The organism is Pseudosulfitobacter sp. DSM 107133, assembly GCF_022788695.1.
Taxonomy (GTDB): domain Bacteria; phylum Pseudomonadota; class Alphaproteobacteria; order Rhodobacterales; family Rhodobacteraceae; genus Pseudosulfitobacter.
In genome coordinates this window covers 161554-186003 of sequence record NZ_CP085156.1, presented here as the reverse complement: position 1 = coordinate 186003, position 24450 = coordinate 161554, and the positions used below count along the sequence as shown (strand labels likewise).

General features: G+C 60.9%; 18 protein-coding genes. 9 read left to right on the top strand and 9 right to left on the bottom strand.

Annotated features, from left to right (window positions below):
- Nucleotides 1-26: 26 nt before the first annotated feature.
- Entirely contained in the window at nt 27-782 is a 756-nt protein-coding gene (locus DSM107133_RS20920; protein ID WP_114293791.1) for a FadR/GntR family transcriptional regulator, read from the bottom strand.
- Nucleotides 783-938: 156 nt separating this feature from the next.
- On the opposite strand from DSM107133_RS20920, the gene DSM107133_RS20915 reads away from it, so the two are divergent.
- The 4 genes from DSM107133_RS20915 to DSM107133_RS20900 all read left to right on the top strand — a co-directional run bounded on the left by DSM107133_RS20915 (nt 939) and on the right by DSM107133_RS20900 (nt 4585).
- Nucleotides 939-1913: a TRAP transporter substrate-binding protein gene (locus DSM107133_RS20915; RefSeq protein ID WP_114293792.1), complete on the top strand. Its 975-nt coding sequence runs from the start codon at nt 939-941 to the stop codon at nt 1911-1913.
- A gap of 67 nt (nt 1914-1980) precedes the next feature.
- Nucleotides 1981-2499, top strand: a complete 519-nt coding sequence (locus DSM107133_RS20910) for a TRAP transporter small permease (RefSeq protein WP_114293793.1) — start codon at nt 1981-1983, stop codon at nt 2497-2499.
- Nucleotides 2500-3780 carry a TRAP transporter large permease gene (locus DSM107133_RS20905; protein WP_114293794.1) on the top strand — a complete coding sequence of 427 codons (1281 nt, stop codon included), beginning with the start codon at nt 2500-2502 and terminating at the stop codon, nt 3778-3780.
- A gap of 10 nt (nt 3781-3790) precedes the next feature.
- The gene (locus DSM107133_RS20900) at nt 3791-4585 is read left to right on the top strand and encodes an NAD(P)-dependent oxidoreductase (RefSeq protein WP_114293795.1); all 795 of its coding nucleotides are present in this window, start codon (nt 3791-3793) and stop codon (nt 4583-4585) included.
- A gap of 7 nt (nt 4586-4592) precedes the next feature.
- Here the strand turns inward: DSM107133_RS20900 and DSM107133_RS20895 are convergent, their stop codons facing one another.
- The gene (locus tag DSM107133_RS20895) at nt 4593-5606 is read right to left on the bottom strand and encodes an AraC family transcriptional regulator (RefSeq protein ID WP_114293796.1); all 1014 of its coding nucleotides are present in this window, start codon (nt 5604-5606) and stop codon (nt 4593-4595) included.
- Between the two features lie 139 nt (nt 5607-5745).
- On the opposite strand from DSM107133_RS20895, the gene dmdD reads away from it, so the two are divergent.
- On the top strand, nt 5746-6552 hold the full coding sequence (gene dmdD, locus DSM107133_RS20890) for a methylthioacryloyl-CoA hydratase (RefSeq protein WP_114293797.1): 807 nt from the start codon (nt 5746-5748) through the stop codon (nt 6550-6552).
- Between the two features lie 79 nt (nt 6553-6631).
- Here dmdD and phnE (DSM107133_RS20885) read toward each other — a convergent pair whose 3' ends face one another.
- The 4 genes from phnE (DSM107133_RS20885) to phnD all read right to left on the bottom strand — a co-directional run bounded on the left by phnE (DSM107133_RS20885) (nt 6632) and on the right by phnD (nt 10010).
- A complete protein-coding gene (phnE, locus tag DSM107133_RS20885; protein WP_114293798.1) occupies nt 6632-7432 on the bottom strand; it encodes a phosphonate ABC transporter, permease protein PhnE in 801 nt (266 codons plus the stop codon).
- On the bottom strand, nt 7429-8223 hold the full coding sequence (gene phnE, locus DSM107133_RS20880; protein WP_114293799.1) for a phosphonate ABC transporter, permease protein PhnE: 795 nt from the start codon (nt 8221-8223) through the stop codon (nt 7429-7431). Before phnE (DSM107133_RS20880) ends, phnE (DSM107133_RS20885) begins: the two co-directional genes overlap by 4 nt.
- Complete coding sequence (phnC, locus tag DSM107133_RS20875; RefSeq protein WP_028954723.1) at nt 8220-8993, bottom strand: phosphonate ABC transporter ATP-binding protein; 774 nt, start codon at nt 8991-8993, stop codon at nt 8220-8222. The genes phnE (DSM107133_RS20880) and phnC overlap by 4 nt, the downstream gene beginning before the upstream one ends.
- 81 nt (nt 8994-9074) lie before the next feature.
- Complete coding sequence (phnD, locus tag DSM107133_RS20870; protein ID WP_240310552.1) at nt 9075-10010, bottom strand: phosphate/phosphite/phosphonate ABC transporter substrate-binding protein; 936 nt, start codon at nt 10008-10010, stop codon at nt 9075-9077.
- Nucleotides 10011-10312: 302 nt separating this feature from the next.
- Here phnD and DSM107133_RS20865 point away from each other — a divergent pair, with 302 nt between their 5' ends.
- Together DSM107133_RS20865 and DSM107133_RS20860 are read left to right on the top strand one after the other, a co-directional pair.
- A complete protein-coding gene (locus tag DSM107133_RS20865; protein WP_114293801.1) occupies nt 10313-11038 on the top strand; it encodes a response regulator transcription factor in 726 nt (241 codons plus the stop codon).
- A complete protein-coding gene (locus tag DSM107133_RS20860; RefSeq protein WP_114293802.1) occupies nt 11035-13530 on the top strand; it encodes an ATP-binding protein in 2496 nt (831 codons plus the stop codon). The genes DSM107133_RS20865 and DSM107133_RS20860 overlap by 4 nt, the downstream gene beginning before the upstream one ends.
- A gap of 10 nt (nt 13531-13540) precedes the next feature.
- Here DSM107133_RS20860 and DSM107133_RS20855 read toward each other — a convergent pair whose 3' ends face one another.
- Nucleotides 13541-14200, bottom strand: coding sequence for a GntR family transcriptional regulator (locus DSM107133_RS20855; RefSeq protein ID WP_114293803.1), 660 nt, complete (start codon nt 14198-14200; stop codon nt 13541-13543).
- 136 nt (nt 14201-14336) lie between these two features.
- On the opposite strand from DSM107133_RS20855, the gene DSM107133_RS20850 reads away from it, so the two are divergent.
- A complete protein-coding gene (locus tag DSM107133_RS20850) occupies nt 14337-15773 on the top strand; it encodes a TIGR00366 family protein (RefSeq protein WP_205387833.1) in 1437 nt (478 codons plus the stop codon).
- Nucleotides 15774-16060: 287 nt separating this feature from the next.
- Here DSM107133_RS20850 and DSM107133_RS20845 read toward each other — a convergent pair whose 3' ends face one another.
- Nucleotides 16061-19558 (bottom strand): BapA prefix-like domain-containing protein, encoded by a 3498-nt coding sequence (locus DSM107133_RS20845; protein ID WP_243253614.1) that lies wholly within the window; start codon nt 19556-19558, stop codon nt 16061-16063.
- 269 nt (nt 19559-19827) lie between these two features.
- On the bottom strand, nt 19828-22047 hold the full coding sequence (locus DSM107133_RS25015; RefSeq protein ID WP_279294879.1) for a BapA prefix-like domain-containing protein: 2220 nt from the start codon (nt 22045-22047) through the stop codon (nt 19828-19830).
- Nucleotides 22048-22394: 347 nt separating this feature from the next.
- Between DSM107133_RS25015 and DSM107133_RS20835 the strand changes: the two genes are divergently transcribed.
- Nucleotides 22395-24404 carry a response regulator gene (locus DSM107133_RS20835; protein WP_162792147.1) on the top strand — a complete coding sequence of 670 codons (2010 nt, stop codon included), beginning with the start codon at nt 22395-22397 and terminating at the stop codon, nt 24402-24404.
- The last annotated feature ends 46 nt before the right edge of the window (nt 24405-24450 follow it).

Sequence of the window (24450 nt, the reverse complement as noted above, 5' to 3'; positions counted from 1 at the left end):
TGATGTATGTCAACAACTTGTATGATCTATTTTGACGAGTCCCGCAAAAGGCTGCGGTACCGTTGCTGGCTTCCGCGCAGGTGGTGGCGCACAGCTTCGCGCGCAGCTTCGCCGTCGCCCTGGGCGACGGCATCGGCAATGGCGCGATGTTCGGCTGAAATCAGGGCGATATAGCTGTCCGAACTGCGCTGCCGCCCGTCGGCCTCAAGATTCGACCGCGGAATTACCGTCGGCCCCATGACGTCCAGAAACTCGACAAAGCGCGGATTGTTGGTGGCCAGCGCCACGGCGCGGTGAAAGCGGAAATCGGCCTCGGTTGTGGCTTCACCTTTTTGGGCAAGGGCGCGAATCTGGGCTTCGGCCTCGTAAATCTCTTCTTCCTGCGCGGGTGAACGGCGCACGGCGGCCAATGCCGCGGCTTCCATTTCCACGGCCGTTCTCAGCTCAAGCACCTCAATAATCGAAGAAATCTTGTCGACATCTACCACCTGAAACGGGCGGGTTTCCGGGCTTGCGGGTTCCAGAACAAAAACGCCCGCGCCCTGTCGTGGTTCGACCAACCCGTCGGCGCGCAGGGTGGCGATGGCTTCGCGGATCACGGTGCGTGACACGGAAAACGCATCGGTCAGCCGCGCTTCTGATGGCAGCTTGTCGCCAACGGCAAAGGCGCCGCGCGCAATCTGTTCGCGCAGCTGTACGACAACCTCGGCCACCATATTACCGCGCGCACGCGGGGGCGTACGGCGGGCGAGGGTGGTTTTACCTGTTGGAATGTTAGCCATTGCGTGAATCCTTTTGCCTGGAACTAAAGCGGTATTTCGGCAGAGTTGTCAAATCTCGCCTAAATTCATCATATGTGTTGACAACCTCTCATATGTTTCTTCATACATCGGCACATCGGCGGCCAAGACCGTTCAATAAATCTGGGAGGATTTTACATGACTTTTACCCGTATCGTGCTGTCCGGCGCATTCGCTGCCCTCATCGCCGCTCCGGCGATGGCAGATGAATGGCGCGGCTGGAACATTCACCCCGAAGACTATCCGAACTCGATCGCGCTGGAAACTTTCGCCAGGGAAGTCACCGACAAGACCGAAGGCCGGATCAGCCCCACCGTCTATCACAATGCGGTTCTGGGCGACCAACCTGATGCGATTGAACAGGTGCGCAACGGCGGTCTGGATTTTGCCAACTTTAACATGGGGCCGATGGGCCAGATTGTTCCGGCAACCAACGTGTTGTCGCTGCCGTTTATCTTCCGCGACGTGGATCAGATGCACACCGTCATGGACGGCGAAATCGGTCAGCGTTTCTCGGATGCGCTTGCCGCCGAGGGTCTGGTGGCCCTGTCGTGGTTCGACAGCGGGTCGCGGTCGTTCTACAACACCAAACACCCCATCGAAACACCGGCCGACGTCACAGGCATGAAGTTCCGCGTGATGAACAACGATCTTTATGTGAACATGGTTGATCAGTTGGGCGGCAACGCCACCCCGATGGCCTATGGCGAAGTCTACCAGTCGCTGAAAACCGGCGTGATCGACGGGGCCGAAAACAACTATCCCTCGTTCGACAGTTCGAACCATTTTGAAGTGGCCAAGTATTATTCGATCACCAACCACCTGATCATTCCCGAATGTCTGTGTGTTTCGACCGCCGCATGGGACGCGCTTTCGGATGCAGACAAGGACATCGTGAAAGCCGCTGCCGTGACCGCCGCCAAGGAACAGCGGGTCCTGTGGGCCGAGCGTGAAAAGGCCAGCCGTGCCAAGGTGGAAGCGGCAGGCGTTGCGATCAACGAAGTCAAGGATCCCAAGGCGTTCCAGGATGCGATGGGCCCCGTCTATGACGGCTTTATCAAGGCGAACCCTGACCTTGAAACGCTGATTACGGATATTCAGTCGACCGACTGACACCAGCCTGAAAATCCCCCCGGTCCGCACAGCGGATCGGGGTTTTTTCGTCTCAGCGGAGGCCACCATGACAGTTCTGCCCACCACTCACGGTCCTCGCGGTCCGATGACCCGTATTCTCGACACCATTGCCCACATCTGCATGATTGTTGCCGGCGCGCAGCTGGTCTTTCTGATTGCCATCTTTGGCTGGCTGGTCTTCGGGCGCTACGTTCTGAACGACACGCCGACATGGGTGGAACAGGCGGCCCTGTTGCTGGTGGTCTGGATCACCTTTCTGGGCGGCGCGGCGGGTGTGTGGAGCAAATCCCACCTGTCGGTTGATTTCCTGCGCGAGATGATGCCCCGTCCAATCCGTGTCCCGCTGCGCTGGATTGCGGTCATCGGGGTGATTGTTTTCGGCTATTACCTGACCACGCAAGGCTATGATCTGGCCGAAAAGACATGGCGCCGTCGTATCCCGATGCTGGGCATCGCCGAAGGCTGGCGGGCCATTCCGATGATGATCTGCGGCATTCTCAGCATTTTGTTTTCCCTTGCACATCTTGCCGATCTTGCACGCGGCATTGACCCCACGGAGCGTTAAATGGGCCTTGCACTTCTTTTTGGCATCTTTGCCTTTGGCCTGATTGCAGGGATGCCGGTGGCCTTTGCCCTTGGGCTGGCGACGGTTGCGGGGTTTCTGTACGAAGGCCTGCCGCTGTTCATCGGCTTCCAGCGCATCCTGTCGGGCATTTCGGTGTTTTCATTACTGGCCATCCCGTTTTTCATCTTTGCCGGTGATCTGATGATGCAGGGCGGCATCGCAGGGCGTCTGGTGCGGCTGGCTGCCAGCGCCGTGGGCAAATCGCGTGGCGGGTTGGGGGTGGTCAACGTCGCCTCGTCCATGCTGTTCGGCGGCATTTCGGGGTCTGCCGTGGCCGACACCTCGGCCCTGGGTGCGATCCTGATGCCGGTGATGAAGGAAAAAGGCTATGACGCTGATTATGCCGTCAATGTCACCGTCACGTCGTCGGTTGCGGGGGTGGTGATCCCACCGTCGCACAACATGATCCTGTTCGCGGTGGCGGCGGGTGGCGGTGTGTCGGTGTCGCAGCTGTTTTTGGCGGGGGTCATTCCGGGCATTCTGATGTGCCTGTGTCTGGGCATCGTGGCCTGGTGGATTGCCGTCAAACGCGGCTACCCGTCCGAGGAATTTCCCGGCTGGTCCACCTTGTTCATCAACTTTGTTGTAGCCATTCCGGGCCTGCTGACGGCGGTGATTATCGTGGGTGGCGTGTTGTCTGGGGTGATGACGGTGACCGAATCCGGTGCCTTTGGGGCCATCTGGGCGCTGGCTGTCACCATCTTTGTCTATCGCGAGCTTACATGGGAGGGGTTCAAGGCTGCTGTCGTCAATTCGGTGCGCACCACGGCGCTGGTGATGATGCTGGTGGCGACCGCGTCGTCCTTTGCCTATTTGCTGGCGCTGTACCGCGTGCCCGACAATCTCGCGACCTTTGTAACCTCGCTGTCGGACAATCCCATCGTGATCTTGCTGCTGCTGAACCTGACGCTGCTGGTTCTGGGCATGATTATGGACATGGCGGCGCTGATCCTGATCTGCACCCCGATCTTTCTGCCCGTGGTTGTTGGCATCGACATGGACCCTGTGCAGTTCGGCGTTATCATGATGATGAACCTTGGTCTGGGGCTGTGTACACCGCCCGTCGGGGCCTGTCTGTTCGTCGGCTGTGTGGTCGGCGGCATCAGGATCGAGGAGGCGGTCAAGGCGATCTGGCCCTTTTACCTTGCGATCCTGTTTGCGCTGATGCTGGTCACCTATGTGCCCGCCTTTTCGATGACCCTGCCGAACCTGCTGAAATAAAGAGGATTCTATGAAACGATTGCTGATCACCGGCGCCGCTGGAAACCTGGGCAAACTGGCGCGTGCGCGTCTGGGCCATATGGCCGATGTGCTGCGCCTGTCGGACATTTCCGACATGGAGCCCGCCGGCGCGAACGAAGAGGTCGTGCCCTGCGATCTGGGAGATGAAGCTGCCGTTTACGATCTGGTCAAGGATTGCGACGCCATCCTGCATCTGGGAGGGGTGTCGGTGGAACGGTCCTGGGACCTTATCCAGCGCGGCAATATCACGGGTGTCTACAACCTGTATGAAGCGGCGCGGGCGCACGGGATGCCGCGTATTTTCTTTGCCACCTCGAACCACACCATCGGCTATTACCGGCAGGATCAGGTTCTAAGCGTCAGTGATCCGGTAAAGCCCGACGGGCTGTACGGCGTGTCCAAATGCTTTGGCGAAGCGATGGCGTCGATGTATCATTCCAAGTTCGGACAAGAGACGGCGATGATCCGCATCGGGTCATGTTTTGAAAAGCCGCGCGACCGGCGGATGCTGGCAACGTGGATGTCGCCGGATGATTTCATTTCGTTGATCGAATGTGTGTTCCGTGTGCCGATGCTGGGCTGTCCGGTGATCTGGGGCGTGTCCGACAACGACTTGCGCTGGTGGGACACCGAAACCGCCAAGCTGATCGGCTGGCGGCCCAAGGACAATTCGGAAACCTTCCGCGCCGAGATCGAGGCGGCAGCACCCTGTCCGCCCGCCGATGCGCCGCAAAGTGTCTATCAGGGCGGGATGTTCACGGCGGAACCGATCCACAAGGATTGACCCGCGCCTAAGCTGCGACCTGCCGGAACGCCACGGGCGTCTGGCCGGTCCAGCGGCGGAACGCGCGGTGAAAGTTCGCGGCTGACGAAAACCCCAGCTCTTGCGATATCTGTTCGATGCTTCTGCCGCCCGCGCGCAGGTCACGGATTGCGATATCGCGGCGCAGCCCGTCCTTGATGGATTGAAACGACGTGCCCTCACCGTCCAGCCGCCGCATCAGCGTTCTGGGCGTCATCCGGAACGTTTCTGCCGCGTCTATCAGGCGACAATCCTGCCAGTTGGACCTGGAGAGAAAGGCGCGCACCCGCAGCGATTGCGTGTGTTCACGGTAGCCGGTGAACATCCAGTCACGCGGTGCGCGTTTCACAAAATCGGTCAGCTCGGATTTGCTGTGCACCTGCGCAGGCCCGAATGTTGCAGGATCAAACAGGATGGCCGAACGCGGGGCGTCAAAGGTGACTGGGCTGGGAAAGATCACCTGATAATCCGCTGCAAATTCAGGGCGGGCAAAGGCAAAATGCACCCCCGCAACCGGAACCTCGTAACCGGCGCGCCAGGACAACAGACCATGCGCCAGCTTGAGGATCAGCAAATGGCCAAAGCGTTGCGGCGTCTGGTCATACAGGGGCGCGATGGACAGCGTGATCCGCTCGGGCGTTATGTCCAGCTTGAAACTGATATCATCCAGCAACAGGTTCCAAAAGGTCGAGAACCGATGCAGCACGGCGGGCAGGGTCTGGGCCGCAGCGACAGTGGTCAGCAGATGTTGCAAGGCGCGGGCGCGAATGGGCCTGCTCCACAGCCCCATCATCTCGTCCCCGCTGTCCACGGCGGCAATCTGGTACAGGGTGACGATCTGGTCCAGCGTCACCCGAGTGGTGCCTGCGGCGTCCAGACCGGCGCGTTCCAGAAACACCTGCATCTGCTGCGCGGTGCAGACGCGGCGCAGGGCGGTCAGCCAATCGTCGATAAACAGGCGCGACACCGTTGTCAGGCTGTGCGCGTCATGGGGCTGGATCATGTCGGGGCGGGGTCCTGATTTGTCAGTTTTGGAAAGGATACTGGCATGTATAGAGATTGTTCACCTGTTTCCCAGCGCATATGTGTCACTTTAGTACATCCACAGGGGCCGCGCGCGGTCAGAAACACAGGAGTTTCCCATGCTCGATGCAGCAAAATTCGCCGACTATTCCAATCTGGCCCTAGAGCTGCGCGACAACGGCGTGGTGATCGTGACGCTGGACCGCGCCGACAAGCGCAACGCGCTGGATGTGGCCACGATTGACGAGCTGGTGCAATTTTTCAGCACCGCGCAGCGCAATGGTGTGCGGGCGGTGGTGCTGGCCGGTGCGGGCGATCATTTCTGCGCCGGGCTGGACCTGATCGAACATTGGAAAGCCGACCGCAGCCCCGACGAATTCATGCATGTCTGCCTGCGCTGGCACGAGGCGTTCAACAAGATGGAATACGGCGGTGTGCCGGTCATTGCCGCGCTGAAAGGGGCTGTTGTGGGCGGCGGGTTGGAACTGGCCAGTGCCGCGCATGTGCGGGTGGCCGATGAAAGCACCTATTTCGCCCTGCCCGAAGGCCAGCGCGGCATTTTTACCGGCGGCGGTGCCACGATCCGCGTCAGCGACCTGATCGGCAAGGCGCGGATGATCGACATGGTGCTGACGGGACGGGTCTATCAGGGACAAGAGGCGGTTGATCTGGGGCTGGCGCAATATCTGACCGAAGGATCGACGTTGGACAAGGCGCTGGAACTGGCGGACAAGGTGGCGATGAACCTGCCGCTGACCAACTTTGCCATCTGCTCGGCGGTCAGCCATATCCGCAATATGTCTGCGATGGATGGCGCTTATGCTGAATCCGTGGTGGCGGGGATGGTCAACACCCAGCCCGCAGCACGCGAACGGCTGGAAGCATTTGCCAACAAGACCGGCGCACGGGTGCGCCCCCAAAGCTGAAAATGGCAACGCCCGGTGGGGGAGGACCCACCGGGCGCCGCGGATTACAGGGGCGGGATGTGGGCCCGCCCCTGCAAGGTCACAGGATGCGTTTGCGCAGGTACATCGACACCACCTCGCCCAGAATAACGAAGGCCAGGATCGCCAGCAGCACGGTCGATACTTCGGGCCAGTTGAACGTGTCGATGGCCCCTTGCAGGATAATCCCGATGCCACCCGCGCCGACCAGCCCCAGAACCGTGGATTCGCGCAGGTTGATGTCCCAACGCAGGATCGAGACGGCAAAGAATGTGGGCATGACCTGTGGCACGATGGCATATAGCACCACCTTGAAGCGCGACGCACCGCTGGCTTGCAGCGCCTCGACGGGGCGGGTGTCGATCTCCTCGATGGCTTCGCCCAGTAGTTTGCCCATGAACCCGATCGACCGGAACATGATCGCCACGATGCCCGCGATGATGCCGGGACCAAAGATGGCAACGAACAGCAGCGCCCAGATGATCGTGTTGACCGAACGGGACGACACCAGGATGAACCGGCCAATCCACAGGGTCACGACGTTGGGCGTGGTGTTGCGCGCGGCAATATAGGCGACGGGCAACGACAGGATCACCGCGAACAACGTGGCGATGGTGGCGATGTTCACGGTTTCCCACATTGCCTGCATGATCGTTGGCAGGTTCTGCGGGTCAGGCGGCACCATGCGGCTGAACAGGTCGGCCATTTGCGCGGGTGAATCCCAGACCCATTCCCAGATGACGTCGATGCTTTGCAGCGCCCATGCCACCACCAGCAGGGTGGCCAGCAGCACGCCATAGCGTTTGATGCGTTGTTTCGGGGTAAAGCGCGACCAGTGGTCCAAAGCTGCGGTGCTGCTCATGCCAGTTTCTCCCGAATGACGCCGCTGATCGCCTCGGACACCAGAATAACCCCGACGATGACCATAGTGATGGCGAGCGCAAAGTCGTAATCATAACGCCCGAACGCATTGGCCAGCGTTGCGCCGATGCCGCCCGCACCAACCAGACCGACCACCGCCGAAGCGCGCAGGTTGCTGTCCAGCTGATAGATTGACAGACCCACCTGACGGGCCAGAATTTGCGGTGCGATGGCGTAGACCAGCGTGCTGAAAAACGGTGCCCCTGCCGACCGCATGGCCTCGACCTGACCAAAGTCGATCTCTTCGATCCGTTCGGCCAGCAGTTTGGCGACAAAGCCGATGGAATAGACGGTCAGCGTCAGCACACCGGCAAAGGGGCCAAAGCCGACGGCTTTGACAAAGATGATGGCGACGATGACGGGGTGAAAGCTGCGCGCGATGATGATGGTGGCGCGGCCCAGATAATAGACAGGCCGTGGCGCGATGTTGCGCGCGGCACAAAAGGCGATGGGGATCGACAGGCCCACACCGGCGACCGTGGCAAGCAGCGCGATTTTCAGGCTTTCCATAAAGCCGTCGATCAACAGGTCGGCGCGGGCAAAGCTGGGCGGAAAAGCTCCGCCAAAGATCTTGGCGGCGCGGCCCATGCCTGCCGAAACGCGTTCCCAGTCAATCGGCAGGGTGGCCATGGTAAAGACAACATAGGCCAGGATGGCGATCCACAGCCCGCGCCGCAGCAGCGTGTTGCGGATGAAGGGCGGCTTGCGCCATGTGTCGGGAAAATCGGTCATGCCGCCGCCCCTTGGGCCGCGCGGTCCTCGGCGGGCACACCGGCATAGATTTCATCCATCGCGGCGGCGTCCAGTGCGTCGGGCACATCGTCAAAGATGATCCGGCCATAGCGCATGCCGACGATACGGTCGGTGTATTGCTTGGCCTCGGTGACGTTGTGGATGTTGATGATAACCGGCAATTCCAGCTCGTTCGCCAGATCGCGCAGCAGCGCCATGATCTGTTCCGATGTCTTGGGGTCGAGCGAGGCGGTGGGTTCATCCGCCAGCAGAATTTCCGGCTGTTGCATCAGCGCGCGCACGACGCCGACGCGCTGGCGTTCGCCGCCCGACAGTTCGTCGGCACGTTTGTTGGCGTAATGGGCAATGCCCACGCGCTCCATCAGCTCATAGGCGCGGCGGATGTCGGATTTGGGATAACGCCGCGTCAGCGCGGCCCAGGTCGAGATATAGCCCAAGCGCCCCGACTGGACGTTTTCCATCACTGTCAGACGGTCAACCAGATTAAAGCTTTGGAACACCATGCCAATGCGGCGGCGGGCAAGGCGCAGTTCCGATTTCTTCAGCTTTGTCAGATCGGTGCCGTTCAGCGTGATCGTGCCCGAAGTGGGTTCAACCAGCCGGTTGATGCAGCGCAACAGCGTGCTTTTGCCCGCGCCGGATGATCCGATGATTGACACGACCTGTTGGCCGCCGACCTCAAGATCAAGGTCTTTCAACACGGGATCACCGCCGTTGTAGCGTTTGACCAGTTTTTCGATTTTCAGCATTTTGACCTCTCACGGGGCAATGGGACAGGCGCAAAGGAACACGGGCCAGCGGCAACGCGCGGCCCGTGTCCGGTTTGGCGCTTAGTTGGCAGCCAGACCTTGGGGCGTATATTCCACGCCGTTGTTGGCCTGGATTTCGCGGATCACGGCCCACTGGTCCTTGTAAGTGATCGGGATGAACTTGCTCACGCCCTGAAACTCTTCACCCAGCTTGGTGCCTTCGAACTGGAAGCTGAAGAAGGCTTGCTTGATCTTTTCAGCCAGCTCGGGTTCCAGATCATGTGCCACGGTGAACGAGGTTGTCGGGAACGGATCACTTTCCCAGATCAGACGCACGTCGGCAGGGTCGTACAGACCGCGCTCGGCCATACGCTCGACCACTTCCGAGGCCACCGGGGCGGCGTCATAGTCGCCTGCAACCACGCCCAGCATGGATTGGTCATGCGAGCCGGAGTAGGTGACTTCGTAATCGGTATCAGGCACGACACCCAGACCGGGGAACAGCGCGCGCGGCGCCTGGTTGCCCGAGTTCGACGTGGGCGAGGTGTGGGCGATGCGCTTGCCTTTCAGGTCGGACATTTCCTTGATGTCGGAATCGGCCTGCGTGAACACTTGCAGCTTGTAACCGAACTGCCCGTCATCCGCGCCCATGATCGCAAAAGGCACCGCACCGGCAAGGTTCACCGCAAAAGGTGTGGGGCCGGTTGAAAAGCCGGCAATATGCAGACGGCCCGAGCGCATGGCCTCGACCTCGGCCGAGTTGGACTGAACGGCAAAGAACTGCACGTCGCGGCCTGTGGCCTCCTCCAGATGGGCGATGAAGGGGGCCCAGATGTCGGCGTAAACGGCGGGGTCTTCCACCGGCGTATAGGCAAAGACCAGCGTCGATGGATCGTTCAGCTTGGCCGGATCGGTGGGTGCGTCTGCGACCAGATCGCCGTTGGCATCGCAATAGATCACGTCCAGCGCGCCGCGCTCGGCGCAGGTGTCCTGGGCAAAGGCAGCCGTGCTGCCCATGGCGACTGCAAAGGCAGTGCCCAGCAGGGTTTTGGTGATATGCATTTTGTTCCTCCCGTAAATACATGTGTCGAACTGCCACGCAGGGGACGCCGCTGTTTCGAAGGCCCCGGATGTGTTCGCTCTGGGCTGATGCTAGTCGGCAATAGCAGGCCCAAGCCACTGCCCAACTGACTAACAGAGTTACTGGGGCAGGGTGCAATGTTAACAGAATTACAATACGGGGGCGTTTGGCTGGTTTTTCGCTGCGTCAGCGCGTTGCACGCTTGGCGGGCGCGCCTGTGGCGTGACATAGCTATGCCATGACACAGGCCAACACTCAGCCCACGATTGCCATCGTCGATGATGATGCACAGGTCCGCGAAACGCTGTCCGCATTGCTTGAGCAAAGCGGATATCGGGCGATTGCCTGTGCCGACAGTGCGGCGTTTCATGCGCTGGGGGATCCGCCGGCCATCGACCTTGCGCTAATCGACCTGCGGCTGCGCGGCGAAAGCGGACTGATGCTGGCGATCCACATCCGCGAGAAATACAATCTGCCCATCGTCATGCTGACCGGCGTGGGAGACGAAATCGACAAGATCATCGGGCTGGAAACCGGTGCCGACGATTACCTGATCAAACCGTTCAACCCGCGCGAGCTGGTGGCCCGCATCCGCGCGGTGCTGCGCCGCTATGGCCACGGGGCGGTGACGCCGCCCGCCACCGGCCACGAGATCGGATTTGGCAACAAGCGGGTCGATTTGCAGAAACGCGAGTTGCAGGATGCGGCGGGCAATGAAATTCCGCTGACCAATGCGGAATACCGGCTGCTGGATTACTTTGTGCGCAACCCGGGCCGGATCATTCCGCGCCTTGAGCTGCTGGAAGAACTGGGCAGCGATACCGAACGCTATCTGGACCGTACCATCGACGTGCTGATCCTGCGTCTGCGTCGCAAGATCGAGCCGATCCCGTCAAAGCCGGTGCATCTGCAAACGCGCCGCGCGCAGGGCTATATCTTTGTGCTGGACGGGCGGGGGGCATGACAGGCGCGGGCCTGTCGCGGATCAGCATCCGCACGCGACTGTTGGGGGCCATCGGGCTGTTGGCGGTGGTTGCGACCGCCATCGGAATCATCGCCTTCTACACGCTGTCGCGGGCCGACCGACAGATTGAGCTGCTGCACAGCGTGTCGCTGGCCGAAGTGTCCCGTGCGCTGGAGCTGTCACATAACGCTGCAACCCTGTCGAAATCTGCACCCTTTCTGCTGTCGCTGAACCCGCCCTTTGGCATCGCCACGGAAACCGATGAAATCTATGCTGCCATCACGCGGCTGGAAGGCATGGCCGAAGGCGATGCCGAACTGTCGCTGTCGGTGGCGCGGATGCGCGCGGCGGTGGACGATCTGGTCAGGATCATCCCGCAGCGCAACCACATCCGTCAGGATATTGCCAGTATAGACGCGGCGCTTGAGGTATTGCTGCGCCGCTATCGGCAATGGATCACGACACGCGAGGCCACGGCGTATGAAAGGCAGGCCTGGGCGACGTTGCAACAACTGGCGATGGAAGCAGTGGGAACAGCGCGGGCCAATACACTGACTTCGATCTGGGAGTTCCGTCTGGGGTATAACAATATCCGTGCCGATATCCTTGCCGTCGCCTCGCCGCGCATCGCGGATCGCGTGCAAGAGATCGACCGCACGATCACCCGCGATGATACGCTGTTCAATCTGGTCTATCGCAGTCTGGCCATTTCGCTGGACGCGGAAAACGCCCTGTTCCGTATCCGCACCGAGGCCGAGCGCATCAACCTGCTGGCGGCGCAAAAGGTGACGGCGGCGCGCGACCGGCTTGAATTGTCACAGGCCGACACCCGCGCCCGTCTGGCCGTGGCGCAATGGGTGATGCTGGGGCTGATGGCTGTCAGCTTGGGGGTCGCGGTGGTTTCGGCGGTGTTTGTCTCGCGCTATGTGGTGATGAACCTGCACCGCATCGCGCAGGCCATGCGCAGGCTGGCGGCGGGGGATCGCGCGACGCGGCTGGAACGCAGGCTGGAAAGCGACGACGAGATCGGGCAGCTGTTTTCGGCTTTTCGCATTTTCCGGGCCAATGCGCTGCGGCTGGACCGCAATTCGCGGCTGATCCGGCGGCAGAACACGCTGTTTTCGCGGGTGTTTGAAAATATCACCGACGGGGTTGTGATCACCGCAGCCTCGGGCCGGATATTGGCGCAGAACCAGCGCACCCGCGATTTGCTGCGCCTGCCCGAGGGCGCGGAGGTGGTTGAGACCGTGGACGATCTGCTGGCGCAGTCACCCTTTGTACTGCGTGACACGGCGGTGACGGCTGCGGGCTATCTGGAATACGAAAGTGCGGCAGGGCATGTGCTGGAACTGCGCCGCTCGCCGTTTCCCGATGGCGGGGCTGTCTGGTTGTTTTCCGAAGTCACCGAACGGCGGTTGGTTGACGCACGGCTGGCGGAAATCCAGCGGGTCGAGACCCTGGGCAAGGTCACCGGCGAGGTGGCGCACGACTTTGGCAATATCCTGTCGACGATTTCAGGCAATCTGCATTTGCTGGAAGGCGCCGATGCGCAGGCAGGCACGCGGCTGCGCGCGCGGATCGAGGATGCGGTGGATCTGGGCGTGACCCTGACCGAACGGCTGCTGGCCTTTGCCCGCAAACAGCATCTGGAACCGCAGCGCACCGATATCGTCGATTTGCTGCACGCCATGCGCGACCTGCTGGAAATTGCCCTGCCCGAAACGGTCACCCTGTCTGTCGCAACACCCGAAGGCCCGATCTGGGCGATGATCGACCCCGGCCAGTTGGAAAGTGCCATTCTGAACCTGTGTGTCAACGCCGGTCAGGCGATCAGCAGCAACGGGACGATCGAGATTTCAGTGACAGAACAGGACGATGGCCAGATTGCACTGGTGGTCTCGGATGACGGCCACGGGATGAGCGCCGAAACCCTGCGCTATGCCACCGAACCGTTCTTTACCGCGCGCCGTGACGGCGGGGGCACGGGGCTGGGGCTCTCGATGGTGGACGGGTTTGTACACCAGTCGGGGGGCAGCTTGCAGATCACTTCGACCCCCGAACAGGGCACCACGGTGACCTTGCTGTTCCCAGCGCTGCCCGAGACTGTGCCGGTGGCGGTTCAGCACACGGGCCGCGCCGTGGTGGTCGACGATGACCCCAAGGCACTGGCCGCCGCCGCTGCTGCGCTGCAATCCATGGGCTTCGATGTAATCACCGCACCTGACTTCGCCAGCGGTCGCGCGTTGCTGGAGGGGGCACAGGCGGGGGCGCCCGACCTGATCCTGAGCGATCTGAAGCTGGACGCGCAGCACAGCGGCTGGGATCTGATCCGTATGGCACTGGAGCGTTATCCGCAGGTCCGCGCCATCGCCATGTCGACACAGCTGCCCGCCGCCGACCACATTGATCCTGCCGACAGGCACCGTTTTGCCCGCCTGTCAAAACCCGTCACCGTTGATGCATTGGCGCAGGCGCTGGCAAAAATGTTTTAGGGTCCAGAGCCTAAAGTCCCCACCAGCGCAAGGTCTGCACCAGATGCACGTCAATGGCCGCAACCGCGCCTTGGATATCGCCTGCATCAAGGGCGTCGATTATCGTCAGATGTTCGCGCATCGCCGGCACAATCCGGTCCTGCAACATCGGACGTGAATGCTGAATAACAGCGATCCGGTTGCGGTTTTCAGAGTAGCACTGCAAAAGCAACGGGTTTTCCAGTCCGTTGGCAAGCGCGTCGTGCAGGCTGAGATCAACGTCGATCGCTTCGGGTGGCAACAACGGCGTCATGTTCTGTTCGGCGCGGGCCATCATCGCTTGGTGCCTGTCGCGCAGCGCAGCAAGTCCGGGCACTGGCCCGCGCGCCAACAGTCGCCGCGCGCCTTCCTTGTCCATCATCGCGCGCATGTCCATGCAGTGACGGGTGAATGCGGGGCTTGCATCCATCACGGTGATCCCGCGTTTTGGCAGGATTTTCAACAGCGCCTGTTGCTCGGCACGCTTGGTCGCCTCGCGGATGGCAGCAATGGGAAAGCCCAGTTCCTCGACAAGGGCCGGCATTGTGAAATAGGTGCCCGAGCGCAATTTCCCCCTGCACAATGCCTGAACCAAAGCGTCAAAAGCCTTGTCATATTGGGGCTGTGTTTCGATTTTTATCGGCGTGCTCATGAATACAATCCGTGATTTTCAAGAAAAAATTGAAAGTCCTATCTCGGTAGCAATGTTGTCTTTCAACAAAAACGATACCTAAAATGTTAGACGAAATTTTTGAAGCAATCAACGCCATTTCTCGGGAGGAGATGTGATGAGTACGCAAGACATTGATCTGGAAACAGGTCAGGAGGAACCGGGATTCAGGATGCCCCATATTTATGTCATCCTGTTCATTTTCACGGCGCTGGCGGCGCTGGCGACCCATTTCATTCCTGCGGGTCTTTATGACAGGATCACACTGGCGAACGGCAGAACTGCAATTGATCCAACCACTTACCGTACAGTGCCTTCTACGCCTGTCGGGTTGGAAGATTTCATGATGGCGGTTCCGCGCGGGCTGGCCGACGCCTCGGTCGTGGTGTTCTTTACCTTTATCATCGGCGGCATGTTCATGGTGATCCGCCGCACCGGAATCATTGACGTCGCGGTTGACAAGCTGACCCGCCGGTTTGCCGCGCGTTCGATCCTGATCCTGCCGGTTCTGATGGTGACCTTTGCGGTTGTGGCCACGCTGATCGGCACGCAAGAGCTGGCGCTGGTCTATGTTCCGGTGATCCTGCCGCTGATGATCGCCCTGCGCTTTGACAGTATCACCGCCGCAGGCGTTGCGCTTTTGGCGACAACGGCGGGGTTCACTTCGGGCGTGCTGAATCCGATCAACACCGGCCTTGGTCAGACAATTGCGGAATTGCCCCTGTATTCCGGCGCCGGACTGCGGTCGCTGCTGTTCATTGCGCTTCTGGGCGCTGCGGTTCTGTACACCACCCGCTATGCGCTTCGGGTGCGCAACAACCCCGATGCGGGGCTGATGGCCGACGACGCGAAAGAGATCGAAAAGCGCGCGCTTTACCAGAGCAACATCGACACAGCCGCCATGCGCTTTTCATCGCGTCAGGCTTTGGCGGGTCTTGCGGCCCTTGGTTTTTTCGCTGTGATGGTTTGGGGTGTTCTGACCCGTGGTTGGTTCATGATGGAAATGGCAGGGCTGTTTGTGCTGATGGGCATTTCCGTGGGGCTGATTGCCGGACTGAACACCTCGAAAATCTGCGAAGCCTTTAACGAAGGGTTCCGCGACGTGCTGGTGGGTGCGATGATCGTGGGGCTGGCCCGCGCGGTGGCCGTGATGCTGGAACAGGGTCAGGTCATGGACACTTTGGTGAACGGGCTGGGCGATCTGGTCGGCAGTTTCCCGCATACGCTGTCGGCGGTCGGAATGTTCCTGTCGCAGCTGGGTTTCAATTTTGTGATCCCGTCAGGCAGCGGTCAGGCTTTGGTAACGATGCCAATCATGGCGCCGCTGTCGGATCTCATTGGCGTGACGCGTCAAAACTCGGTGCTGGCCTATCAACTGGGTGACGGGCTTTCCAACATTCTTTACCCCACTTCAGGTTACTTCATGGCAACGCTGGCGCTGGCCGGTGTCAGCTGGGACCGCTGGGTGCGTTTCTTCCTGCCCCTGTTCGGTATCTGGGTCGCGATTGCCGCGGCATTTTTGATCTACGCCCAATTGACCGGCTGGATCGGCTAGGGATCAAACCCAAAACGCAAAAAAGGATCAGCACCCTGCGGCGCTGGTCCTTCTTTTTGCTGCGTTTCGTGAGTGGTGGCACAAAGACCGACCAGTCAGGCCGTCCCTTGTTTCAATGGGTTCAACGCCGCAAAGTTCCGCAATCCACTGACATCCAGGCGTAAAAAATGACCGGGTGCAGTAGGACTTCTGCATAGCCCGGTCATTCCAGTAAAGTGGCCCCTCGGCCTTGCCTATCTTGGCTGGTTCAAAGAGGGGCCACGGTCGTTGTTTGGCCTTGCGCCTGATTAGACCTCGGGCAGGCCGTCAGTCAGCCCGCTCAGCAGGTCGGAACCGTCGGTCAGGCTGTCCAGAGTTCCACCCAGCAGACCACCGCCACCGAGCAGACCGCCGACGAGGCCGTCGTCTCCGGTCACACCGTCCAGAAGGTCACCGCCCAGAACATCACCCAGCGGGCCGTCCTCGCCGATCACGCCATCCAGCAGGTCGCCACCCAGCAGGTCGCCACCGAGCAGACCACCCAGCAGGCCGTCGTCTCCGGTCACACCGTCCAGAAGGCCGCCGCCCAGAACATCACCCAGCGGGCCGTCCTCGCCGATCACACCGTCCAGCAGATCGCCACCCAGCAGGTCGCCACCGGTCAGACCACCCAGCAGGCCATCGTCTCCGGTCACACCGTCCAGAAGGCCGCCGCCCAGGACATCACCCAACGGGCCGTCCTCGCCGATCACACCGTCCAGCAGATCGCCACCCAGCAGGTCGCCACCGAGCAGACCGCCGACGAGGCCGTCGTCTCCGGTCACACCGTCCAGAAGGTCACCGCCCAGGACATCACCCAAGGGGCCATCCTCGCCGATGACACCGTCCAGAAGGCCACCGCCAAGCAATCCGCCAAAGAAGTCACTGTTTCCAGAGCCATCCCCCAGCAGACCGATACCTGTCAGATCACCTATCAGACCGTCTTCGCCTGTGATGTCAGCCAGGAGACCGTCGTTGCCGACGATATCGCCCAGTACACCCTCGGAACCTGTCAGCTCGCCCAGTACGCCGCTGTTGCCAGTGATGTCACCGATCAGACCGCCGTCAGCGATGATCGGGTCAACCAGACCCGTCACGCCACCGGTCAGACCACCCAGCAGGCCGTCGTCTCCGATCACGCCATCCAGAAGGCCACCGCCCAGGACATCACCCAAGGGGCCATCCTCGCCGATGACACCGTCCAGAAGACCGCCACCGGTCAGACCACCCAGCAGGCCGTCGTCTCCGATTACGCCATCCAGAAGGCCGCCGCCCAGGACATCACCCAAGGGGCCATCCTCGCCGATGACACCGTCCAGAAGGCCGTCGCCGGTCAGACCGCCCAGCAGGCCGTCGTCTCCGATAACACCATCCAGAAGGCCACCGCCCAGGGCATCACCCAAAGGGCCATCCTCGCCGATGACACCGTCCAGAAGACCGCCACCGATCAGTCCGCCGACAATGCCGTCCTCACCAAGGATACCATCTGTCAGACCACCCAGCAGGTCACCGTCTCCAGTGCCATCACCCAGCAGGCCAGCACCGGTCAGATCACCGACCAGACCGTCTTCGCCTGTGATGTCGCCCAGCAGGCCGTCGTTGCCGACAATATCGCCCAGTACACCTTCGGAACCTGTCAGCTCGCCCAGTACGCCGCTGTTGCCAGTGATGTCACCGATCAGACCGCCGTCAGCGATGATCGGATCAACCAGGCCCGACACGTCGCCGAGCAGATCGCCACCGGTCAGACCGCCCAGCAGGCCGTCCTCTCCGGTCAGGCCACCCAGCAGACCGTCGTCTCCGGTCACGCCGTCCAGAAGGCCACCGCCAAGATCACCCAAGGGGCCATCCTCGCCGGTTACACCGTCCAGAAGACCGCCGACCAGGCCATCTTCTCCGACAACACCATCAAGGACACCACCCAGCGGGCCATCCTCTCCGAGCACGCCGCCCAGCAGATCGCCAACCGGCCCGTCCTCTCCGACAACACCGTCAAGGACACCGCCCAGCGGACCATCCTCGCCCAGCACACCGTCCAGCAAGTCGCTGCCACCGGTCAGACCGCCCAGAAGGCCGTCCTCTCCGATAATGCCGTCAAGCAAGCCGCCTTCACCGCCATCGCCGGTTCCGTCACCAAGTGTGCCGGTGCCGGTCAGATCGCCGATCAGCCCGTCAGAGCCAGTGACATCCGAAAGCTGGCCGTCGTTGCCGACAAGATCACCCAGCAAGCCGTCCGAGCCGGTGACTTCACCCAGCAAGCCATCGTTGCCTGTGAGGCCGCCCAGCAGACCGCTGTCCGAGACCAGCCCGTCCAGAAGACCGATGCCGTCGCCGGTGACGCCGTCGCCCAGCAGGGGTTGACCAAGAAGGTCATCCCCCAGGCCGCCCAGCAAGCCGTCCTCTCCGAGCACGTCGCCGAGCAAGCCATCCGAGCCGGTGACATCGCCCAACAGTCCGTCGTTACCGGTCAGATCTCCCAGCAGCCCGTCATCAGAGATGATCGGATCAAGGAAACCTTGGGTGTCGCCGTCCGTTGGATCAGTCGGGTCCGTGGGATCGGTCGGATCTGTAGGATCAGTCGGGTCCGTTGGATCGGTCGGGTCCGTGGGATCAGTCGGGTCCGTTGGATCAGTCGGGTCCGTGGGATCGGTCGGATCTGTGGGATCGGTCGGATCTGTAGGATCGGTCGGGTCCGTGGGATCGGTCGGGTCCGTTGGATCGGTCGGATCTGTAGGATCGGTCGGGTCCGTGGGATCGGTCGGATCTGTGGGATCGGTCGGATCTGTAGGATCGGTCGGGTCCGTTGGATCGGTCGGATCTGTAGGATCGGTCGGGTCCGTTGGATCGGTCGGATCTGTAGGATCGGTCGGGTCCGTTGGATCAGTCGGGTCCGTAGGATCGGTCGGGTCCGTTGGATCGGTCGGATCTGTTGGATCTGTTGGATCAGTCGGGTCCGTTGGATCGGTCGGATCTGTTGGATCGGTCGGGTCCGTTGGATCGGTCGGATCTGTTGGATCAGTCGGGTCCGTGGGATCGGTCGGATCTGTAGGATCGGTCGGGTCCGTGGGATCGGTCGGATCAGTCGGGTCCGTTGGATCGGTCGGATCTGTTGGATCAGTCGGGTCCGTTGGATCGGTCGGATCTGTTGGATCAGTCGGGTCCGTGGGATCGGTCGGATCTGTGGGATCAGTCGGGTCCGTTGGATCAGTCGGATCTGTTGGATCGGTCGGATCTGTTGGATCAGTCGGGTCCGTTGGATCAGTCGGATCTGTTGGATCGGTCGGATCTGTTGGATCGGTCGGATCTGTTGGATCAGTCGGGTCCGTGGGATCGGTCGGGTCCGTTGGATCGGTCGGATCTGTTGGATCAGTCGGGTCCGTTGGATCTGTAGGATCAGTCGGATCTGTGGGATCGGTCGGGTCCGTGGGATCGGTCGGATCAACAGGATCACTACCGCCGCCGGCCGCGCCCAAAATGCCCAGGCCGCCAACAGCTGCTGCGGCGATCAGGCCCGCATCATCCATTGACGCGCCCGCGCCACCCTCCAGGTCGCCTTCGACGCCGCTTTCAGAGCCATCGCCCAGAATCAGACTGTGAAGCGATCCGTCGGATGCGGGGGTGTAAAAATCATTTACAGTAATCACGTCGCCATTCTTCAGGGTGATAAACAGGTCATCACCTCTGCGCGTGTAATTCTGAATGTCTTCCCTGTTGGCATCAATTTTGATGCCAATTTCCGGGCCTGCCTGAATGCTTGAGTTTGCCATGTTCGAACTCCTGATGGTGCGGCGTCAAATAGGACGCACTTATGCTTAAGTATGTATATCCCTCTTAAGTATGTAAGAAGCATACCAAAGGCGTATGTGTCAACGATGATAGAAGGGCCAAGATCGAGATTTTCAGAACGATGCAAATTCGGTACGAAATCAGCGAATTTTTTAAGCATTTGTAATTAAATAAAAATCTGTGAAGAATATGAAAAGCCCCGCCAGAAGGCGGGGCTTTTGCTATTAGCGCTGGAATGGAAATTCTCTGTTTACGGGTGTTCGGCGATCATTGTCAGCCCGGACAGCAAACCGTCGTCTCCTGTCAGGTTGCCCAAGAGATCACCCCCCAAAAGCCCGTCTGTCAGACCGCCCAGCAGGCCACCAGACGTATCGTCACCGGCACCCTCACCCAACAGGCCAACGCCCGTCAGATCACCGACCAGACCGTCCTGGCCCGTGACATCGCCCAGCAGGCCGTCGTTTCCAACGACACCGCCCAGCACTCCGTCCGAGCCGGTCAAATCGCCCAGGACACCGGAATTGCCGGTCACATCACCCAGCAAACCACCATCAGCGACAACCGGATCAAGCAGACCTGTGTCGGCACCAAGCGCGCCAAGCAGCCCGTCGACCGTGCCGGAAAGACCGCCGGTCAACCCGTCTTCGCCACCCAGCAAGCCGCCGACCAGATCATTGCCACCCAGCAGACCACCCACAAGGCCGTCACCGTCAAGGATGCCATCGGTCAATCCACCGTCGCCGCCCAGTAGGCCGCCGACCAGACCGCCATCACCCAGAAGCCCGCCGGTCAGGCCGTCTTCGCCGCCCAAAAGGCCGCCGACAAGACCATCTTCGCCCAGCAAGCCGCCGACCAGATCATTGCCACCCAGCAGACCGCCCACAAGGCCGTCATCGCCAAGGACGCCATCGGTCAATCCACCGTCGCCACCCAGCAAGCCGCCCAGTAGGCCACCAGACGTATCGTCACCGGCACCTTCACCCAACAGGCCAACGCCTGTCAGATCACCGACCAGACCGTCCTGGCCCGTGACATCGCCCAGCAGGCCGTCGTTTCCAACGACACCGCCCAACACTCCGTCCGAGCCGGTCAAATCGCCCAGGACACCGGAATTGCCGGTCACATCACCCAGCAAACCGCCATCAGCGACAACCGGATCAAGCAGACCTGTGTCGGCACCAAGCGCGCCAAGCAGCCCGTCGACCGTGCCGGAAAGACCACCGGTCAACCCGTCTTCGCCGCCCAGTAGGCCGCCGACCAGACCGCCATCACCCAGAAGCCCGCCGGTCAGGCCGTCTTCGCCGCCCAAAAGGCCGCCTACAAGACCATCTTCACCCAGCAAACCGCCGACCAGATCATTGCCACCCAGCAGACCACCCACAAGGCTGTTATCGCCAAGAATGCCACCGGTCAGGCCGCCCTCACCACCCAGCAGACCGCCCACAAGGCCATCTTCCCCGAGCAGGCCGCCGACAAGACCCTCGTCGCCCAGCAGACCGCCGACAATACCTTCGTCCCCAAGAATGCCATCCGTCAGTCCGGTGCTGCCAAGCAGGCCGCCCAGAACCCCGTCATTTCCAAGAACGCCGTCAACAATGCCCTCAACGGCACCCAGCACACCATCGACAGGGCTGCCTTCTCCAAGAAGCCCATCCGTCAGGCCGGTGCCGCCCAGAAGGCCACCCAACAGCCCGTCTTCGGAAATAAGGCCCCCGGTCAGGCTGCCCGATCCATCGCTGTCGCCCAGCAGGCCGGTGCCCAGCAGATCGCCAACCAGTCCGTCGGACCCGGTCACATCGCCCAGCAGACCGTCATCACCGACCAACTGCCCCAGCAGACCATCATTGCCGGTCACCGCCCCCAGCAGTCCGTCATCGCCAGTCACGACCCCCAACAGCCCGTCATCCGCCAGAACCGGGTCGAGCAGACCCTCGGTTGTGGTGTCTGTGGGATCAGTCGGGTCCGTTGGATCAGTCGGATCAGTGGGATCGGTCGGGTCAGTGGGATCGGTCGGGTCCGTTGGATCTGTAGGATCGGTCGGATCTGTTGGATCGGTCGGGTCCGTTGGATCTGTAGGATCGGTCGGATCTGTTGGATCGGTCGGGTCCGTTGGATCAGTCGGATCTGTTGGATCAGTCGGGTCGTCATTACTCCCGTTGGCGGCAACCAAACCGGTGGCCAAGGCGGCAAGCCCAGCACCGACGTCTTCCATATTCATACCCAGGCCAGCGACTTCTTCGGTCTCTTCGGCCAGTCCCTCGACGCCACTAAAGGTGCCATCCGAGAACATCAGCTTGTGCGTTTCGCCGCCGGCGGCACGGTTGTAAAAGTCCGCGACCATGACGCTTTGGCCATTGGTCATCTCGACAATCAGGTTATCGCCAGATTTCACATAGCGCGCGACATCGCCTTTTGTGGCGTTGATTGTGACATTCGGAGCCGCTCCCGCTTGGAGTTTTGTGGTGGCCATCTGATCATCCTCTGTACGCGGCCGCGCCGCACTAACTAAAGTTTATGTTTACATACTTAATAGCAAAACCACATACTGAAGTTGTAGTCAATATGAGTCGAACCCATGATAGCAAAACCACATACTGAAGTTGTAGTCAATATGAGTCGAACCCATGGTTGTATCCCTTTTGCGGAAAGGTCAGTGATGTTGCACTTGCATCCGGGCGCGGCGGCATACATGCGTCGTGTGGTTGACAGAAAGATGATTGCAATACAGCCTTTTGTTCATCCGAGGGCCACCCGTTTCACGGCGCTGGAAACCGACGATGGCCTGACAAACAGGCCGACCCCCTGATGGAGAATTTGATGCCTGAAAAAACACAATCAGCAGCGCATGCGGCCAAGGTCAGGCCCGTCCTTCAGGCGGTTGCGCGGCTGGTGTCCACCGACCGGCGTGCGGTGGTTCTGGCCACCGAGCAGGCAGAGGTGCTGTTGTCGAATGCGCCCGCATCCCGTGTCGGGCTGGATGCAAAGGGGCTGAATTCGGCCTTTGACTGGGCAAAAATCTGCGCCCGCGCGCGGCGCGCAGGAAGTGTTGCGGTGTCGACCACATTCAAAAAGGCTGTGCTTGAAGGCGAACTGGTGCACTTGCCGCTTGGCACCGCAGACGGTTTCCTGCTGCGCCTGGCCGAAACCGATCAAGAGGCCGCATTGCTGCGCAACAGAACGCGCACGGCGACGCTGTTGCGGGTCTCGCACGATCTGAGAACCCCGATCCAGTCTTTGCTGGCGGCAACCGATGCCGTGCTTCAGGGGCAGGGCGCCGATGGCCCTTCTGCGGACGAGCGGCGCGCAAAAATGCAGCGGTCGGCGGAATTGGCGCTCAGCCATATCGACAATGTTATCAAGGTTATCCGCGGCGAATTGACCACGGCCGACATCCAGTCTGACGAGAATTTCAACCTGACCGAAGAAGTCCGCGCAACGCTGGACATGATCGAACCGATTGCCAGTGCCCGCGGCGCATCCCTGACGCTGCGCCTTGATCCGCCGGAAGATGTGAATGTGCATGGTCCGGTGCGGTTTGTACGGGCCTTGTTGCAGAATATGTTCGACAATTCGGTGAAACATGGCGGCGCAGCTATTGACGTTCAGCTGACATGTTCAACCCTCCCGGCGACGACCGATGCAGCACCGGCGGTGGCGATCATGGTCGAAGTGTCCGATCAGGGCGGCGGGCTGCCCGATGCACAAAAAGCGCGTTTGCTGCGCGCCCTTGATCAGACCGATGCAGCGCAAACCCGCCAGACAGCGGGCGCAAACGACCCCGCAAACGGCCGCCCTTCGGCAGGTTTGAATGTTATGGCCCATGCCCTGGGGCAACTTGGTGGCGCGCTGGAGCTGCTGGACCGGGCCGCGAACGGTGCCCCCATCGCCACGGGCGAAACCGCAGAGGTGGCGGGCACCATCCTGCGCGCCCGATTCGAGCTGCCACCTGCCGATCCGACAGCGATCCAGACACCTGCACCTGCGTCCGACGGTCCGAACGGCCCCGACGGCTTGATGCTGGATGGCGTGGGAATTCTGGTGGTCGAAGACAGCCCCTCCAGTCGCGACTGGCTTGTGCATTGCCTTGGAACCGCCGGCGCCAGCGTGATGTCCGTTGAAAACGGTCTGCGCGCGCTTGATGTCCTGCAAGGCGAAGGCGCGGTGCAAGAGGTCGACCTGATGCTGACCGACATGACCTTGCCCCATATGAATGGGGTTGAACTGGTCCAGCGCATCGTTGCCGGACAAGCGGCGGGCACATTGGCATGGCGTGGCAAGATGCTGGGCCTGACCGCGCACAGCGACGCGGGATTGCGCAAGGCCTGTCTGGATCTGGGTATGGCGCAGTTGCTGGAAAAACCGATCCGCAGCGCTGATCTTTGTCGAACGGTGCATGATCTCGTGCGCGCAACCGATACAGCCGGCCGGTCTGCGCCAACCGACTCCTCCATGCAAAAACCGGGGCAGGGGGCCGATTGTTCGGCCACGCAACCGCTGGCCATGAGCATGATTGACGAGCTGGTCGACCAACTGGGCATAGACGGGACACGCGGTTTCATGCGGCGCGCCAATGCCGAAGCGCAGGCGGTGTTCGAAGACATGACGCGGACGGGCATCCATCAGGACACCGGCAGGATGCTCCATGCCGCCACCGGGGCATGCGGGTTGACAGGGCTCAAGCTGCTGGAACGGTCGCTGCGCGCCCTTGAGCTGAGCCTGAAGGCCGCGCAACCTGTTTTGCAATCGCAACTGGATGACCTGCAAGAAGCGCTGGCTTCGACCACGCGTGCAATTGAAAACTTGGGTCAAGACGCTGACGCCGGATGATTGTCTAACCAATCATCTGTGATATAAGTCCTTTCTTGTCGCAGAA